At 64.8% G+C, this 15,420-nt stretch carries 9 protein-coding genes and 4 tRNA genes; 8 read left to right on the plus strand and 5 right to left on the minus strand.

Annotated elements, in window-relative coordinates; translation table 11 throughout:
• Positions 1–163 precede the first annotated feature (163 nt).
• Positions 164–1,084 carry a recombination-associated protein RdgC gene (gene rdgC, locus IRZ77_RS20860; protein ID WP_013971401.1) on the minus strand — a complete coding sequence of 307 codons (921 nt, stop codon included), beginning with the start codon at positions 1,082–1,084 and terminating at the stop codon, positions 164–166.
• A gap of 217 nt (positions 1,085–1,301) precedes the next feature.
• Here rdgC and IRZ77_RS20865 point away from each other — a divergent pair.
• From IRZ77_RS20865 to IRZ77_RS20880, 4 genes are all read left to right on the plus strand, one after another.
• Positions 1,302–1,377, plus strand: a tRNA-Val gene (locus tag IRZ77_RS20865).
• Positions 1,378–1,390: 13 nt separating this feature from the next.
• Positions 1,391–1,467 (plus strand) — tRNA-Asp (locus IRZ77_RS20870).
• Positions 1,468–1,637: 170 nt separating this feature from the next.
• Positions 1,638–1,713 (plus strand) — tRNA-Val (locus tag IRZ77_RS20875).
• Positions 1,714–1,726: 13 nt separating this feature from the next.
• Positions 1,727–1,803, plus strand: a tRNA-Asp gene (locus tag IRZ77_RS20880).
• 214 nt (positions 1,804–2,017) lie between these two features.
• On the opposite strand, the gene map is transcribed toward IRZ77_RS20880, so the two are convergent.
• Positions 2,018–2,866 (minus strand): type I methionyl aminopeptidase, encoded by an 849-nt coding sequence (gene map, locus IRZ77_RS20885; RefSeq protein ID WP_196174331.1) that lies wholly within the window; start codon positions 2,864–2,866, stop codon positions 2,018–2,020.
• Between the two features lie 264 nt (positions 2,867–3,130).
• Between map and IRZ77_RS20890 the strand changes: the two genes are divergently transcribed.
• The 4 genes from IRZ77_RS20890 (at position 3,131) to pcaQ (ending at position 11,460) form a co-directional block, all read left to right on the plus strand.
• Positions 3,131–7,156 carry a bifunctional nitrate reductase/sulfite reductase flavoprotein subunit alpha gene (locus tag IRZ77_RS20890; RefSeq protein ID WP_196174333.1) on the plus strand — a complete coding sequence of 1,342 codons (4,026 nt, stop codon included), beginning with the start codon at positions 3,131–3,133 and terminating at the stop codon, positions 7,154–7,156.
• A 305-nt stretch (positions 7,157–7,461) separates the two neighbouring features.
• Positions 7,462–10,014, plus strand: coding sequence for a nitrite reductase large subunit NirB (gene nirB / locus IRZ77_RS20895; protein WP_196174335.1), 2,553 nt, complete (start codon positions 7,462–7,464; stop codon positions 10,012–10,014).
• A complete protein-coding gene (gene nirD, locus IRZ77_RS20900) occupies positions 10,014–10,376 on the plus strand; it encodes a nitrite reductase small subunit NirD (RefSeq protein WP_196174337.1) in 363 nt (120 codons plus the stop codon). Before nirB ends, nirD begins: the two co-directional genes overlap by 1 nt.
• Positions 10,377–10,527: 151 nt before the next feature.
• Positions 10,528–11,460: a pca operon transcription factor PcaQ gene (gene pcaQ / locus IRZ77_RS20905; protein WP_085601805.1), complete on the plus strand. Its 933-nt coding sequence runs from the start codon at positions 10,528–10,530 to the stop codon at positions 11,458–11,460.
• Here the strand turns inward: pcaQ and IRZ77_RS20910 are convergent.
• Genes IRZ77_RS20910 through IRZ77_RS20920 form a run of 3 tightly spaced genes read right to left on the minus strand, consistent with a single transcriptional unit; the run spans position 11,451 to position 15,399 of the window.
• A complete protein-coding gene (locus IRZ77_RS20910) occupies positions 11,451–12,797 on the minus strand; it encodes a TolC family outer membrane protein (RefSeq protein ID WP_196174339.1) in 1,347 nt (448 codons plus the stop codon). The two genes, pcaQ and IRZ77_RS20910, sit on opposite strands and share 10 nt — an antisense overlap.
• A complete protein-coding gene (locus tag IRZ77_RS20915) occupies positions 12,767–14,338 on the minus strand; it encodes a DHA2 family efflux MFS transporter permease subunit (RefSeq protein WP_108481218.1) in 1,572 nt (523 codons plus the stop codon). The genes IRZ77_RS20910 and IRZ77_RS20915 overlap by 31 nt, the downstream gene beginning before the upstream one ends.
• Positions 14,335–15,399 (minus strand): HlyD family secretion protein, encoded by a 1,065-nt coding sequence (locus IRZ77_RS20920; RefSeq protein ID WP_196174341.1) that lies wholly within the window; start codon positions 15,397–15,399, stop codon positions 14,335–14,337. Before IRZ77_RS20920 ends, IRZ77_RS20915 begins: the two co-directional genes overlap by 4 nt.
• Positions 15,400–15,420: the final 21 nt, after the last annotated feature.

Raw genomic sequence — 15,420 nt, forward strand, 5'->3', positions numbered from 1 at the left:
ATAGCGTTATTGATTTCACTGGCCCTTTCGCGGGTGAACCCGCTCCCACAGGAACCGCACAGGCTTCGAATCTTGTGCAGTACCTGTGGGAGCGGGTTCACCCGCGAAAGGGCCGGCACTGCCAAAAATCACTTCAAGGCCAGCACCGGCATTTCAAAACCAGTCAGACCCCTTGCGGAATCTCTTCCCCACCCAGCGCCTCGAACAGCACCGGCAGGAATTCGGCAAAGGTCATCATCATGAGCTGGAAGCTGGCATCGAACTGCTGGGCAGCCTCATCGCCACCATCCTGCTCGGCCTGCTCCTGCAGCAGCTCTTCGAACTTCAGGCGCTTGATCACCATCTTGTCATCCAGAATGAACGACAGCTTGTCCTGCCAGGCCAGGGCCAGCTGGGTAACCACCTTGCCGGTGCTCAAGTGCAGCTGGATTTCCTCGCCGGTCAGGTCCTGGCGCTTGCAGCGCACGATACCGCCATCTTCGGCGGTGTCGCGCAGTTCGCATTCGTCCAGCACATAGAAGCCTTCGGCAGCTTCCTGCGACTTGACCCACTCGGTCATGGTGGCAACCGGTGCGATTTTCACGGTGGCCGGGCGCACCGGCAGCGAGCCCATCACTTCACGCAGGGTCGACAACAGGTCTTCGGCACGCTTGGCGCTGGCCGAGTTGACCAGAATCACGCCCAGGCGCGGGGCAATGGCGGCGAAGATCATCGAGCGGCGGATGAACGCGCGCGGCAGGAAGGCCTGGATGATCTCGTCCTTGATCTGGTCGCGTTCCTTTTTATAGACCTTGCGCATCTGCTCGGTCTCGATCTCTTCCACCTTTTCCTTCACCGCGTCGTTGACCACGCTGCTGGGCAGGATGCGTTCTTCCTTGCGCGCGGCAATCAGCAGGTACTCGCCGCTGACATGCACCAGGGGAGCGTCTTCGCCCTTGCCGAATGGCGCGACGAAACCATAGGTGGTCAGCTCCTGGCTGGCGCAGGGGCGGGCCGGCTTGCTGGCCAGGGCCGCTTCCAGCGCTTCAGGCTCGAACGGGACTTCCTGGGTCAGGCGGTAGGTCAGCAGGTTCTTGAACCACATGAGGGGCAATCTCTCCTTAATGCATAAGGCGGGCATTATTCTCCGAGCGGTGCTCTCAGGCCAACCCTGTCGGAGTGCCAGTAGCTGTGGCTGGATGTAAAGATGCACGTGGCAACGCTAGGTCTTTGAAAGACCTGAGGTTTTTTTTGAAAAAAGTTTAAAAAGTGCTTGCCAGGGTACGGGGCCGTCCGTAGAATGCGCGCCACACCGAGACGAAGGGTGATTAGCTCAGCCGGGAGAGCATCTGCCTTACAAGCAGAGGGTCGGCGGTTCGATCCCGTCATCACCCACCACTCGATGTTTAGCGCAGCGGTAGTTCAGTCGGTTAGAATACCGGCCTGTCACGCCGGGGGTCGCGGGTTCGAGTCCCGTCCGCTGCGCCATATTCCACTTCCAGGGCCTACTGAACACCCGGAAGTAACAGAGAAAGCGACCTCAGGGTCGCTTTTTTTGTGCCTGTGATTTGGTGTTTTCGAGAAATTTGCAAAAAGTTTGATAAGTGCTTGCCAGAGCGGAAAGTCGCCCGTAGAATGCGCGCCACACCGAGAGACATGGGTGATTAGCTCAGCCGGGAGAGCATCTGCCTTACAAGCAGAGGGTCGGCGGTTCGATCCCGTCATCACCCACCACTCGATGTTTAGCGCAGCGGTAGTTCAGTCGGTTAGAATACCGGCCTGTCACGCCGGGGGTCGCGGGTTCGAGTCCCGTCCGCTGCGCCATATTCCACTTCCAGGGCCTACTGAACACCCGGAAGTAACAGAGAAAGCGACCTTAGGGTCGCTTTTTTTGTTTCTGCATTGAGCAAAAAACCAACAGGCGCTGCCTGGCCCCTGTGGGAGCGGGTTTACCCACGAAGAATGCGACACGGTGCATGGCACCGGCTTTGCCGGTGTTCGCGGGTGAACCCGCTCCCACAGAGGATCTGTAGCAATTTCAGCGGCGACGCTCTTCTTCCCGTAAGGTCAGCACCTCGACCCCATCCTCGGTCACCGCCACGGTATGCTCCCACTGCGCCGACAAGCTGTGGTCGCGGGTAATCACCGTCCAGCCATCCTTCAGCGTGCGCGTCCCGCGTCCGCCCTGGTTGATCATCGGTTCGATGGTAAACACCATCCCCGGCTCCAACTTCAGGCCCATCCCGCGCTGGCCAATGTGCAGCACCTCGGGCCCTTCATGCATCTGCTGGCCAATGCCATGCCCGCAATACTCACGCACGACGCTGTAGCCCGCCGCTTCGGCATGGGTCTGGATGGCATGGCCGATATCACCCAGCGTAGCCCCGGGGCGTACCTGTTCGATGCCTTTCCATAGCGCGCCATAGGTGGTGTCGATCAGGCGCTGCGCCTCATCGCTGATCGGCCCGATGCTGTACATCTTCGACGAGTCGGCGATATAGCCGCCTTGTTCCAGGGTGATGTCGACGTTGATGATCGAGCCTTCTTTCAGCACTTCACCGACCTTGGGCATTCCATGGCACACCACATGGTCCACCGAGGTGTTGAGCGAATAGGGGAAGCCATACTGGCCCTTGCTCGCCGGGCGAGCCTTGAGCGTGCCGACGATGAACGCCTCGGCGCGGTCGTTGATCTGCATGGTAGTCACGCCGGGGCGGATGAAGCTGTCGAGGTCGGCGAACACCTGGGCAAGCAGCTGGCCGGCGCGGCGCATCAGGTCGAGTTGGGTGGGGGTCTTGATAATCACCTGGGACATGGGCGGAGGGCAGTGGCTCGTGCTGGAATGTGCCCCAGCATAGCGCCATGGGGTGTGGGGTTGCCATTGCATGGTGCATAGCCTGTACCGGCCTCTTCGCGGGCACGCCCGCTCCCATAGGTGCAGCACCGCTCTCAGGCCTTGTGATATCCCTGTGGGAGCGGGCATGCCCGCGAAAGGGGCGCACAGCTGGCCCATAAATTGCTGTTTCACCTCCATCCAGGGCTATCAACGTCGACAGCCCGCAAAACTTCACGACAAAGGCGCCGTGTTGCCCCGCTTGCCTAGCAAGCAGGGCAGCCGGCGCCTTTTTGCGTTCCCTACAGGAGCCCGCCCATGGCCAACAGCGAAGTGCGCAGCGTCTGCCCCTACTGCGGCGTCGGTTGCGGCATTGTCATGAGCGTTGCCGATGGCAAGGTTGGCAAGATCAGCGGCGACAAGCAGCACCCCAGCAATTTCGGCCGCCTGTGCACCAAAGGCCTCACCGCACACCTGCCGCTGACCGCCGCCGGGCGCATGAATGATGCCTATGTGCGCCAGCAGCGCAGCCAGCAGCCAGCGCGTACCGGCATCGACCAGGCCATCGCCGCCGCCGCTGCGCGCTTGCGCGGCATCATCGATCAGCACGGCCCCGACGCCGTGGCGCTCTACGTGTCCGGGCAGATGTCGCTGGAGGCCCAGTACCTGGCCAACAAGCTGGCCAAGGGCTTTATCCGCACCCGCCACATCGAGTCCAACTCGCGCCTGTGCATGGCCAGTGCCGGCAGCGGCTACAAGCTGTCGCTCGGTGCCGATGGCCCGCCCGGCAGCTACCAGGACTTCGAGCACGCCGACGTATTCCTGGTGATTGGCGCCAACATGGCCGACTGTCACCCGATCCTGTTCCTGCGCCTGCTCGACCGGGTCAAGGCGGGGGCCAAGCTGATCGTCGTCGACCCGCGGCGCAGCGCCACCGCCGACAAGGCCGACCTGTTTCTGCAGGTGCGCCCCGGTAGCGACATGGCCTTGCTCAACGGCCTGCTGCACCTGCTGCTGCGTAACGGCCACACCGACCCCGACTTCATCGCCCGCCACACCGAAGGCTGGGACGACCTGCCGGCCTTTCTCGATGACTACACCCCTGACCGGGTGGCCGCAATAACCGGGCTGGCCGAGGCCGACATCATCAGGGCAGCCGAATGGATCGGCAGCGCCAGCAACTGGATGAGCTGCTGGACCATGGGCCTGAACCAGAGCATCCACGGCACCTGGCACACCAATGCGATCTGCAACCTGCACCTGGCCACTGGCGCCATCTGCCGCCCCGGCAGCGGGCCGTTTTCGCTGACCGGCCAACCCAATGCCATGGGGGGCCGCGAGATGGGCTACATGGGCCCTGGCCTGCCTGGCCAGCGCTCGGCGCTGGTGGCGCAAGACCGCGCCTTCGTCGAGCAGCAGTGGCAACTGCCTCCGGGCAGCCTGCGCAGCGAAGGCGGCGATGGCACGGTGGCGCTGTTCGAGCAGATGAAAAGCGGTGCGGTAAAGGCCTGCTGGGTCATCTGCAGCAACCCGGTGGCCAGTGTCGCCAACCGGCAGCAGGTGATCGACGGCCTGCGTCAGGCCGAACTGGTGATTACCCAGGATGCCTTCCTCGACACCGAGACCAACCGCTACGCCGACATCCTGCTACCGGCTGCGCTGTGGGCCGAAGGCGAGGGCGTGATGATCAACAGCGAGCGCAACCTCACTCTCATGCCGCGCGCCGTCGAGCCGCCCGGGCAGAGCCTGCCAGACTGGCAGATCATCGCCCGGGTCGCCTGTGCCATGGGCTACGCCGACGCCTTCGACTACCCCGATGCGGAAGCTGTGTACGAGGAGATTCGCCGCTTTCACAACCCAACCACCGGCTACGACCTACGTGGCATCGGCTATGCCGAACTGCGCGAGCAGCCGCGCCAGTGGCCCTGCGCCCCGGGCCGTGACAACCCGCGCAGCCCGCTGCGCTATCGCAACGACGGCAGCAGCCAGACGCTGTTGCACCATGCCCAGGGCGAGTGCCCGGTGTTGGCCTTCCCGACCGCCAGCGGCAAGGCCCGCTTCTTGGCCCGGCCCTGGTTGCCAGCAGCGGAACTGCCGGATGCCGATTACCCCATGGTGCTGAATACAGGCCGCGTGCAGCACCAGTGGCACACCCTGACCAAGACCGGCAAGGTACCGGCGCTGAACAAGCTGGAGCCCGGCCCCTTCGTGGAAATCCACCGCGAAGATGCTGCCCGGCTAGGCATCGCCGAAAAGGACCAGGTGGCCATTCGCTCGCGCCGCGGGCAGGCCGTGCTACCCGCGCGGATCAGCGACCGGGTCATGCCTGGCAACTGCTTTGCCCCGTTCCACTGGAACGACCTGGTCGGCGAGCAACTGGCGATCAACGCCGTGACCTGCGATGCGGTCGACCCGCTGTCGTTGCAGCCGGCGTTCAAGCATTGTGCCGTGACCCTGGAGCGGGTTGCCGGTGAGCGCATCGAAGCCCTTGATCTGAACACTGCCAATCCGGAGCCTGCCCGCATGCCGACCGCCACCCTGTCCCGTCTGCTTGGCCTGGACACCCTGCCAGCCCCGGTGCTGGCCGAGGAAGAGCGCCATTATCTGCAAGGCTTCCTGCTAGGCCTGGACCAGGCGCGCGCCGAGGGCGTGCCCTGCCTGCCGGCCAGTGCGCCGCTGGCCGCCAACCGCCGGCTGTTCATCGATGGCTTGCTGGCCGGGCTGTTCGCCCAGCCGGCGGTGCTGCCCGATGCAGCGTTGATAGCACCACGGCACCAGGTGCTGTGGGCTTCGCAAACCGGCAACGGCGAGCTGTTGGCCGAACGCTGTGCCGAGCGCCTGCGCGGTGCCGGCCTCGACGTGCAGCTCAGTTGCATGGAAGCGGTCAGCCCGCGCCAACTGCAGGGCGCCGCCAGCGTGGTGCTGATCGCCAGCACCTTTGGCGATGGCGACGCGCCCGACAGCGCAGCGGCGTTCTGGCAAGCCTTGCAGGGCGAGGAGGGCGCCCACTGCGCCGAACTGCCTTTTGCCGTGCTGGCCCTGGGCGACTCCAGTTACGACCAGTTCTGCGGCTTTGGCCGCAAGCTCGACCAACGCCTGGCCGAGCTGGGCGGGCGGCGCCTGCTGCAGCGGGTGGACTGCGAGCCGGACTTCGACGACGCCTTCGCCGCCTGGCTGGATGCGCTGCTGCCTACGCTAGGCAGCGCTGCTGCACTGCAAGCGGTCACCGAGCCTGCGCCCGTGGCGACCTATGGCAAGCAGCAACCCTGGGCTGCCACCTTGCTGGAAAACCGCCTGCTCAACGGCCCGGGTGCCAGCAAGGAAACCCGTCAACTGGTGTTCGACCTGAGCGGCAGCGGTTTTACCTATGCCGCCGGTGATGCCTTGGGCGTGTGGCCGCGCAACTGTCCGGCCCTGGTCGACGAACTGCTGGTGTTGATGCAGCTCGATGGCCAGACCATGGTTCAGCTGAAAGGCCAACCCGCCATGCCGCTGACCGAAGCCCTGCAAGCGCACCTGGAGATTGCCAGGGTCACCACGCAGCAGCTGCTGGCCTTCGCCGGCAATGCCCCGGACCTGCAGCGCCTGCTGCAGCCCGAGTGCAAGGCCGAGCTGCAGGACTGGTTGTGGGGGCGGCAACTGGTCGATGTGCTGCGCGCCTTCCCCCAAAAGCTGCCGCTGGCCAGCTGGCTGGAGCTGCTCAAACCGTTGCAGCCGCGCCTGTATTCGATCAGCTCCAGCCCGCTGGCACACCCGCAGCAGGTGCACCTGACCGTTTCCACGGTGCGCTATGGAGCGCGAAAAGGGGTGTGTTCAAGCTTCCTTGCCGACCGTGCGCAGGCGCTGAAAGTGGCCATTTTCCCGCAAGTGTCGAAGCACTTTCGCCTGCCCGAGGATGACAGCGTGCCGGTGATCATGGTTGGCCCCGGCACCGGCATTGCGCCGTTCAGGGCCTTTCTCGAAGAGCGAGAGGCACGTGGGGCGAAAGGGGCCAACTGGCTGTTCTTCGGCGAGCAGTACGCGGCCACCGATTTCTATTACCAGGAGCAGCTGCAGGCCTGGCAGGCTGCAGGGCACCTGCGTCTGGACACGGCGTTTTCACGCGACCAGGCCGAGAAGGTCTATGTGCAGCAGCGCATGCTCGAACAGGGCGCGCAGTTGTGGCAGTGGCTGGAGGCGGGGGCGTACTTCTACGTGTGTGGCGATGCGCAGCGCATGGCCAAGGATGTGGATGCGGCGTTGCGGGCGATCGTCGCCGAGCATGGCGGCATGGATGCAGGGGCTGCTGCGGCTTATGTCGAAGCGCTGGGCAGGGCCAAGCGGTATCGGCGGGATGTGTATTGATGTGCACCGGGATGGGGTGTTGTGCACTGTGAATGTGCATGACCTGTGCCGGCCTCTTCGCGGGTGAACCCGCTCCCACAGGCACTGCACAGGTCTGAAAGATGTTGAGATCCCCTGTGGGAGCGGGTTCACCCGCGAGGAGGCCGGCACAGGCAACCCAGTTGGCACACTCCCTGCTTTATCCCAGTTACAACAAAGCCCACTGATCAACGGCGATCAACCCGGGCCCCTTCCGTGATGAATACAGGCAAAGGCGCCTGGAGCTTCGGCTCCAGGCGCTTTTTTTTTTGATCGAGGATCGGCTTATGAAGGCAACAGCGAGCAGCGGGCAACGAGAGCGACTGGTCATCGTCGGCAACGGCATGGTCGGCCACCATTGTGTCGAACAACTGGTCAGCCGCGGCGCCCTGCAGCGCTTCGAAGTGCATGTGTTCGGCGAAGAGCGCCAACGCGCCTATGACCGCGTGCACCTGTCCGAGTATTTCGGCGGCAGCTGTGCCGAAACCCTGGCCCTGTGCGGGCAGGACTTTTACGGCAGCAACGGGGTGCACCTGCACCTCGGCGAAGCGGTGCTGGAAATCGACCGTGAGTGCGGCGAAGTGGTCACCGCCGAGGGCCGCTACGGCTACGACCAACTGGTGCTGGCCACAGGTTCCTACCCCTTCGTGCCGCCGATCGAAGGTTCCAGCGGCAATGCCCGCCTTGTCTACCGCACCCTCGACGACCTCGACGCCATCCGCGCTGCCGCAGCCAGTGCCCGCCGTGGCGTGGTAGTGGGCGGTGGCCTGCTTGGCCTGGAAGCAGCCAACGCCCTCAAGTCGCTGGGCCTGGAAGCCCACGTGGTGGAGTTCGCCCCACGGTTGATGCCGGTGCAGCTGGACGGCGAGGGCGGTGCCGCGCTCAAGGCACAGATCGAAGCGCTGGGTGTTGGCGTGCATCTGTCGCGTGCCACCCAGTCGATCAGTGCGGGTGAAGACTACCGCTACCGCATGAACTTCGATGGCGGCGAGCACCTGGAAACCGACCTGATCGTGTTCTCCGCGGGTATCCGCCCGCAGGATGCCCTGGGCCGTGCCTGTGGCCTGGACATCGCCGCGCGTGGTGGCGTGGTGATCGACAACCATTGCCGCAGCAGCGACCCACGCATCTTTGCCATCGGCGAGTGCGCCTCGTGGAACGGCAGCGTGTTCGGTCTGGTCGCCCCGGGCTACAGCATGGCGCGCAACCTGGCGGCATTGCTGATGGGGGAAAGCACTGGCGAATTCACCGGTGCCAACATGTCGACCAAGCTCAAGTTGCTGGGCGTGGATGTCGGCTCCATCGGCGATGCCCATGGCGCTACCCCTGGCGCACGCAGCTACCGCTTCATCGACGAAGCCAACAGCGCCTACCGCCGGCTGGTGGTGGATGCCAGCGGCAAGCACGTGCTCGGTGCGGTGCTGGTCGGCGACAACAGCTACTACGACACCCTGCTGCAATACGCCCAGAACGGTATCGCCCTGCCAGCCGACCCCGCGGCACTGATCCTGCCGCAAGGCGGTGGTGCACCGGCCCTGGGCGCCGATGCGCTGCCCGACAGTGCGACCATCTGCTCGTGCCACAACGTCAGCAAGGGCGCGGTCTGCGCCGCCATCGACAGCGGCTGCGGCGACCTTGCCGCAGTCAAGGGCTGCACGAAAGCAGCTACCGGTTGTGGTGGTTGCGCGGCACTGCTCAAGCAGGTGTTCGAGCATGAGCTGACCGCCCGCGGCGTGGCGGTGGACAAGAGCCTGTGCGAGCACTTCGCCTACACTCGCCAGGAACTGTACGGTCTGGTACGGGTGGAGGGTATCCGCACCTTCAACGAACTGCTCGAACGCCACGGCAAGGGCCACGTTGGCTGCGACATCTGCAAGCCGGCGGTGGGCAGTATCCTCGCCTCGTGCTGGAACCAGCCGATCATGGACCCGGCGCTGGTGCCGCTGCAGGACACCAACGACACCTTCATGGCCAACATGCAGAAGAACGGTACCTACTCGGTGGTGCCGCGCATCCCCGGTGGTGAGATCACCCCCGACAAGCTCATCGTGATCGGCCAGGTGGCGAAAAAGTACGACCTGTACACCAAGATCACCGGCGGCCAGCGCATCGACCTGTTTGGCGCCCAGTTGCACGAGCTGCCGCTGATCTGGGGCGAGCTGATCGAGGCCGGCTTCGAAACCGGCCATGCCTACGGCAAGTCGACCCGCACGGTGAAATCGTGCGTTGGCAGCACCTGGTGCCGTTACGGCGTGCAGGACAGCGTCGACATGGCCCTGCGCCTGGAAGACCGCTACAAAGGCCTGCGCAGCCCGCACAAGCTCAAGTTCGCGGTGTCCGGTTGCACTCGCGAATGCGCCGAGGCACAGAGCAAGGACATCGGCGTGATCGCCACCGACAAGGGCTGGAACCTGTACGTGTGCGGCAATGGCGGCATGCGCCCGCGGCACGCCGAGCTGTTCGCCACCGACCTCGACGACGAGACCCTGGTGCGCCTGATCGACCGCGTGCTGATGTTCTATATCCGCACCGCCGACAAACTGCAGCGCACCTCGGTGTGGCGCGAGAACCTGGAAGGTGGGCTGGACTACCTGAAGCAGGTGATCATCGATGACAGCCTGGGCCTGGCCAGCGAGCTGGAAGCGCAGATGCAGCATGTGGTCGACCAGTATGAATGCGAGTGGGCCAACGCCCTCAACGACCCCGAGAAGCTCAAGCGCTTCCGTACGTTCGTCAACGACCGCCGCGCCGACCCGGACGTGCATTTCGTGCGCGAACGCGAACAGCGCCGGCCTGCTGCGCCGCTGCACCTGATCCCAACCGTCGAGGAGGCTGTCTGATGAACCTGTCCAATGCTGCTGTAAAGACCCACGAGAACTGGCAGGCGGTGTGCCAGGCGGATGACCTGGTGGCCGATTCCGGGGTGGTGGTTTGGCTCGACGGGGCCCAGGTGGCGTTGTTCTACCTGCCGGGGCAGGCGCAGCCGCTGTACGCGGTGGACAACCGCGACCCGCGGTCCGGCGCCAACATCATCGGCCGCGGGCTGGTGGGCAGTGTGCAGGGCGAGCTGGTGGTGGCGGCGCCGTTGTACAAGCAGCACTTCAGCCTGGAGAGCGGGGAGTGTCTGGAGGATAGCGGGCAGCGCCTGCGGGTGTGGCCGGTGCGGTTGAATGGGGAGGCGGTGGAGTTGGCTGTTGCCTGATAGTCATCTGCCGCCTGCACCGGCCTCTTCGCGGGCACGCCCGCTCCCACAGGTACTGCACAGGTCTGGAGAACTGTGGAGATCGCTGTGGGAGCGGGTTCACCCGCGAAAGGGCCGGTACAGGCTATCTGCATGCGGTAAGCTTGAGCCCATGAACCTCGACACCCGCATCAAGTACCGCCACCTGCTGTGCTTCCTGGAGATTGCCCGGCAGGGCAGCCTGGCCAGGGCTGCCGACATCCTGGCAATCAGTCAGCCGGCCATCTCCAAGACCCTCAAGGAACTCGAAGACCTGCTGGAAACGCGCCTGTTCGCGCGCAGCCGCCAGGGCGTCGAGCTGACCCCGGCCGGCACGCGTTTCATGCGCTATGCCGGGCCCAGCGTGCAGGCCCTGCGCGATGGCGTCAGCAGCCTGCGTGGCGAGGCGCGGGCGCCGTCGCAAGTTCGCATCGGCGTGTTGTCCACGGTCGAAGGCCTGCTCATGCCCGAAGTGCTGTGCCGCCTGCACCAGCGGCATGAGGCGCTGGTGATCAGTGTGGTCACTGGGGTCAGCGCGCAGTTGCTCGGCCAGTTGCGCCTGGGCGAACTGGAACTGGTGGTCGGGCGCATGACCGATAGCCCGCAGATCCAGGGGCTGTCGTTCGAGCACCTGTACAGCGAGTCGATGAGCCTGGTGGTACGGCCCGGCCACCCGCTGCTGGCCGGCACGCCGGTGGAGCGGGCGCAGGTGGGCCGTTACCCGTTGGTATTGCCGCCTGCTGGCACCACCATCCGCCAGCATGCCGACAGCCTGTTCGTGCAATGTGGCATCCAGATGCCGGCCCAGCGCCTGGAAACCCTGTCACTGGCCCTGAGCCGACGCTACCTGCTGGGCAGTGATGCGCTGTGGGTGGCACCACGCGATGCCGTGCTGCTGGACCTTCGCCGTGGCGAGTTGGTCGAACTCGACCTGGGCGTGCGCGAGCCCGGCGGCTCGGTCGGTATCTGCCGCAATGCCGCCTTGCCACAGAGCCTGCCGGGGCAGTGGGTATGCGAGGTACTGCGCGAGGTGGCAGGGCAGTACCGAGAGGGTGCCTACCCTTGAACCCGCTCCGTCAACAGGGCACTGAGGGCCTTGAGGCTGTCGTCGCTCAGGCTGCCGCTGGCCGCCATCAGGCGTAACTGTGCCTGCAGGATGGCATAGCGCTGGCGGGCCAGTTGCAGGCGCGTGCGAGTCAACTGCTGCTCGGCATCCAGCACATCGTTGCTTATCCGTGCGCCGGCCTCGTAGGCGTGCGTGGTAATGCGCAGATCGCTCTGGCTGGAACGCAAGGCCTGTTGCAGGGCCTGGTACTGGCTGATGCCACCGGTGAGGTTGAGGTAGGCCTGACGGGCCATGAAATCTGCCTCGCGTCGCGCATCTTCCAGCTCGCTCTCGGCGGCGCCCTGCAGGGCACGTGCCTCGCGCGTGCGGCTTTGGGTGCCGCCACCGGCGTACAGGGGAACGCTGAGCTGCACACCGACCACGGTCTGGGTGTACTTCTCCTCGGGTACGGTCACGTCGTACAGGCTGCCTCCCACGGAGGCAAAGCGGCCGTGCGCGGCCACCAGGTCGAGGGTTGGCAGATGGCCGGCCCGTTGTTTGTCCACTTCCTGTTCGGCGATCAGCTGGCGTACTTCGGCTGCCTGCACCTTCAGATTGTGCTGGCGGGCCTGGTCGGTCCAGGCATCCAGCCGGGCCGGTTGCGGGCCACTGAAGGAGACCAGGTCATCAGGCCTGGCCAGCTCGCCCGGCATACTGCCAGTCAGCCTGGCCAGCGCCTGCTGGTTGAGGCGCAGGGCATTGTCGGCGGCAATCTGCTCGGCCTGCGCGAGGTCGTAACGGGCCTGGATGCGCTGCACCTCGTTCTCGGTACCCGATCCTTCGCGGCGCAAGCGCTGTGCCTTGTCCAGTTGCTGGCCGAGGGTGTGCACCTGCTGGCGGCTGGTAGCCAACTGGTCTTCGGCCAGCAACAGTTCGAAGTAGGCGTCGGCCACGCGCAGCATCAGGTCCTGGCGCGCAGCGAGCAGGTCGATTTCACCGGCGGTGGCCAAGGCCTTGCCCTGTTCATGGCCGACGACGTTCTGCCAGCGCAGCAGGGGCTGTATCAATACCAGCGCGTAGGCATTGGAGTTGTCGCGGTTGCGGTGTGCAGGGCCGCTGTGTTCGCGGTCGACCCAGGCTGCGCCGCTTTCCAGGGACAGATGCGGCAGCAATTTGGCCAGCGCCTGTGGTGCCTTCTGCGCCGCTGCCTGTTGACGTTGCTGCGCCGCAGCGTAGGCCAGGTCATGCCCCAGGGCTTGCTGGTAGGTCTGGTACAGGTCGCTGGCCTGGACCGTGCTGGCGCAAGCCAGTGCCAGCGCCAGCACGGCTAGGCAGGTTCGTGTGCTTTGTCCGAACACGTCACGGACTCCTTTGCAAGTGAGGGCTTGGGTAGGCGGGAGTTGCGCATCAGCAGCACCATGGGCACGCCGATCAGCATCACCGCACCGAGCAGGCCGAAGAGCATGCTGAAACCGAGCATCTGTGCCTGCTCCCGGGCCTGCATGAAGGCCAGTACGGCGTTGGCCTGGTCTGCACCGAGCAGGTCGGTGGAGAGCCGTCGCGGGTCGAGGTTGGCCAGGTCCCAGCCGCTGGCAAGCAGGCTGTTTTCGTCGACGTGCTCGGATAGTTGCCGGTAGCGTGCCCAGGAGAAACGCGTGAGCAGGGTGGCGGCGATGGCGATGCCCACGCTGCCGCCCAACTGGCGCATCAGGTTGAGCACGCCGGAGCCCACCGAGATCAGCTGCGCCGGCAGTTGGCGCATGGCCAGGTTGGTCAGTGGCACGAAGATCATGCCCAGCCCGAAGCCACGGATGATCAATGGCCAGTACAGGGTGTCGGGGTTGCTTTGCAGGGTGAACTGGGTATGCAGGTACATGGCGTAGCCGTAGACCAGGATGCCCACGCAGATGAAGTAGCGCTCATCGATGCGGTTTTCCTGCGACAGCTTGCCGATCACCAGGGTACTGACCGCACTGGCCAGGGCACCGGGGAAGATCACAAGGCCACTTTGGTAGGCGCTTTGCTCAAGCAGCGTCTGCAGCAGCAGAGGCACCATGAACAGCGTGCTGTACAGGCCGAAACCGACGCAGAAGGCGCAGATCGATCCCAGAAGAAACTCGCGGTTGCTGAACAGCGCGAGGTTGACGATCGGGTTGGCCACCCGCCGCTCCCAGTAGCAGAACCCGATCAGGCCGAGCAGCGCCAGTGCCAGGCACAGCAGGCTCAGGTCTGACTCAAGCCAGTCCCAGTGTTCGCCACGCTCCAGCAGGATCTGCAAGCTGCCGACGCCGATTGCGAGCAGCACGAAGCCCGGATAGTCGATGCTTTGCGGGCGTCGCTCGTTGGGTGAATCGCCTACGCACAGCCATGCCAGCAGCAGGGCCAGCGCGCCGATCGGCAGGTTGATCAGGAAGATCCAGTGCCAAGAGAACTCGTCGATCAGGTAGCCGCCGACCGAGGGGCCGAGGGTTGGCCCCATCATCACCCCGACGCCGTACAAGGCCAGGCCGGCGCTGACCTTTTCCTTGGGGAACACGTCGTAGATGATCGCCTGCGAGATGCCCAGCAAGCCGCCCCCGGCCAGGCCCTGCACCACTCGCCACAGCACCATCTGCCACAGCTCCTGCGACAGCGCGCAACCGAGCGAGGCCAGCACGAACAGCGCCGATGACACCAGGTAGTAGCGGCGCCGGCCAAACCAGGCAGACAGCCAGCCGCTGGCCGGCAGGATCACCACGTTGGCGACGATGTAGCCGGTCGAAACCCAGGAAATTTCGTCCACCGACGCCCCGAAACCGCCCATCAGGCTGGGGATGGCGACGTTGACGATGGTGACGTCGAGCAGCTCCATCATCGAGATCAGGGTGACTGTCACTGCCACCAGCCACGGCGACTTCATAGCGGCTGCCCGCTGTCGCGGGTATCGACCTCGACGAACACGCTCATGCCCTGGCTGAGCGCCTGTTGCATGTCTTTGGGCAGCTGGCGGAACTCGATGCGCGCCTGGATGCGTTGCACCACCTTGGTGAAGTTGCCGCTGGCGTTCTCCTGTGGCAGCAGCGAGAAACGCGCGCCAGTGGCCGGCACCAGGCTATGTACCACGCCCTCCAGCTGCTGCCCCGGAAAGGCATCGACGCTGATGCGTGCAGATTGGCCGACACGAACCCTGCCGATCTGGGTTTCCTTGAAGTTGGCCACTACCCACATGTGTTCTGTACTGACCAGGCTCAAGAGTTTTTGACCGGCCACCACGAATTGCCCGGGCTGCACATCCTTGTGCACGATCACCCCACCCTGCGGGGATGCCTGCCGGGTGTCCTGCAGTTCGATGCGGGCCAGTGCCAGGGCCGACTCAGCGGCCTTGATCCGGTACTCTTCAACTTTCAGCGCGGCCTGGTTGGCCAGGGTACCTTCGCGGGCTGCGGTGGAGTTGTCGCGGGCCGCCTGCAGCTGGTGGCTCAGGGCGCTGAAGCGTGCGCGGGCGGCTTCCAGGTCCTGGGTACTTACAACGCCCTGGTCGGCCAGGCGCCGGGTGCGTTGATAGTCGCTGCGGGCCTGTTCGACATTGGCCGCCAACTGACCGATGGTGGCCTGTGCTGCCTGACTGCGCGCAGCTGCACTGCGGACCTGGCTGTCCACCAGGCCGGGCATGCCGCCTTGCCCGGTGGCCACCAGCGCGCTCAGGTAATTGGCCCGCGCCTGTTCAACCCGCTGCTGATATTCGTCATCGCGCACCTGGAACAGCAGGTCCCCTTTGTTCACGCGCGTGTTTTCGTGCACAGGCACGTCCACCACCACGCCGCTCAGCCGCGCCCTGATAGGGATGATCACGCCTTCCACTTCGGCATTGTCGGTGCTGACGTACTGCCGTGCGTATTGCCAGCGCTGCAGCCCGAGTGCTGCCAGGCCTGCGATGACCAGCACCGATACTGCCAACTTGGCGTACTTGCCTTTCACCATGTCACACGCTCTCGTCCATGT

Source organism: Pseudomonas pudica (assembly GCF_015680405.1).
In the GTDB taxonomy this organism is placed as follows: Bacteria; Pseudomonadota; Gammaproteobacteria; order Pseudomonadales; family Pseudomonadaceae; genus Aquipseudomonas; species Aquipseudomonas pudica.

Excerpts from the sequence above, each read along its gene's own strand:
- IRZ77_RS20890 (WP_196174333.1), top strand. The coding sequence starts at position 3,131 with ATGGCCAACAGCGAAGTGCGCAGCGTCTGCCCCTACTGCGGCGTCGGT.
- map (WP_196174331.1), bottom strand. The coding sequence starts at position 2,866 with ATGCAATGGCAACCCCACACCCCATGGCGCTATGCTGGGGCACATTCC.
- pcaQ (WP_085601805.1), top strand. The coding sequence starts at position 10,528 with ATGAACCTCGACACCCGCATCAAGTACCGCCACCTGCTGTGCTTCCTG.
- IRZ77_RS20915 (WP_108481218.1), bottom strand. The coding sequence starts at position 14,338 with ATGAAGTCGCCGTGGCTGGTGGCAGTGACAGTCACCCTGATCTCGATG.
- rdgC (WP_013971401.1), bottom strand. The coding sequence starts at position 1,084 with ATGTGGTTCAAGAACCTGCTGACCTACCGCCTGACCCAGGAAGTCCCG.
- nirD (WP_196174337.1), top strand. The coding sequence starts at position 10,014 with ATGAACCTGTCCAATGCTGCTGTAAAGACCCACGAGAACTGGCAGGCG.
- IRZ77_RS20920 (WP_196174341.1), bottom strand. The coding sequence starts at position 15,399 with ATGGTGAAAGGCAAGTACGCCAAGTTGGCAGTATCGGTGCTGGTCATC.
- nirB (WP_196174335.1), top strand. The coding sequence starts at position 7,462 with ATGAAGGCAACAGCGAGCAGCGGGCAACGAGAGCGACTGGTCATCGTC.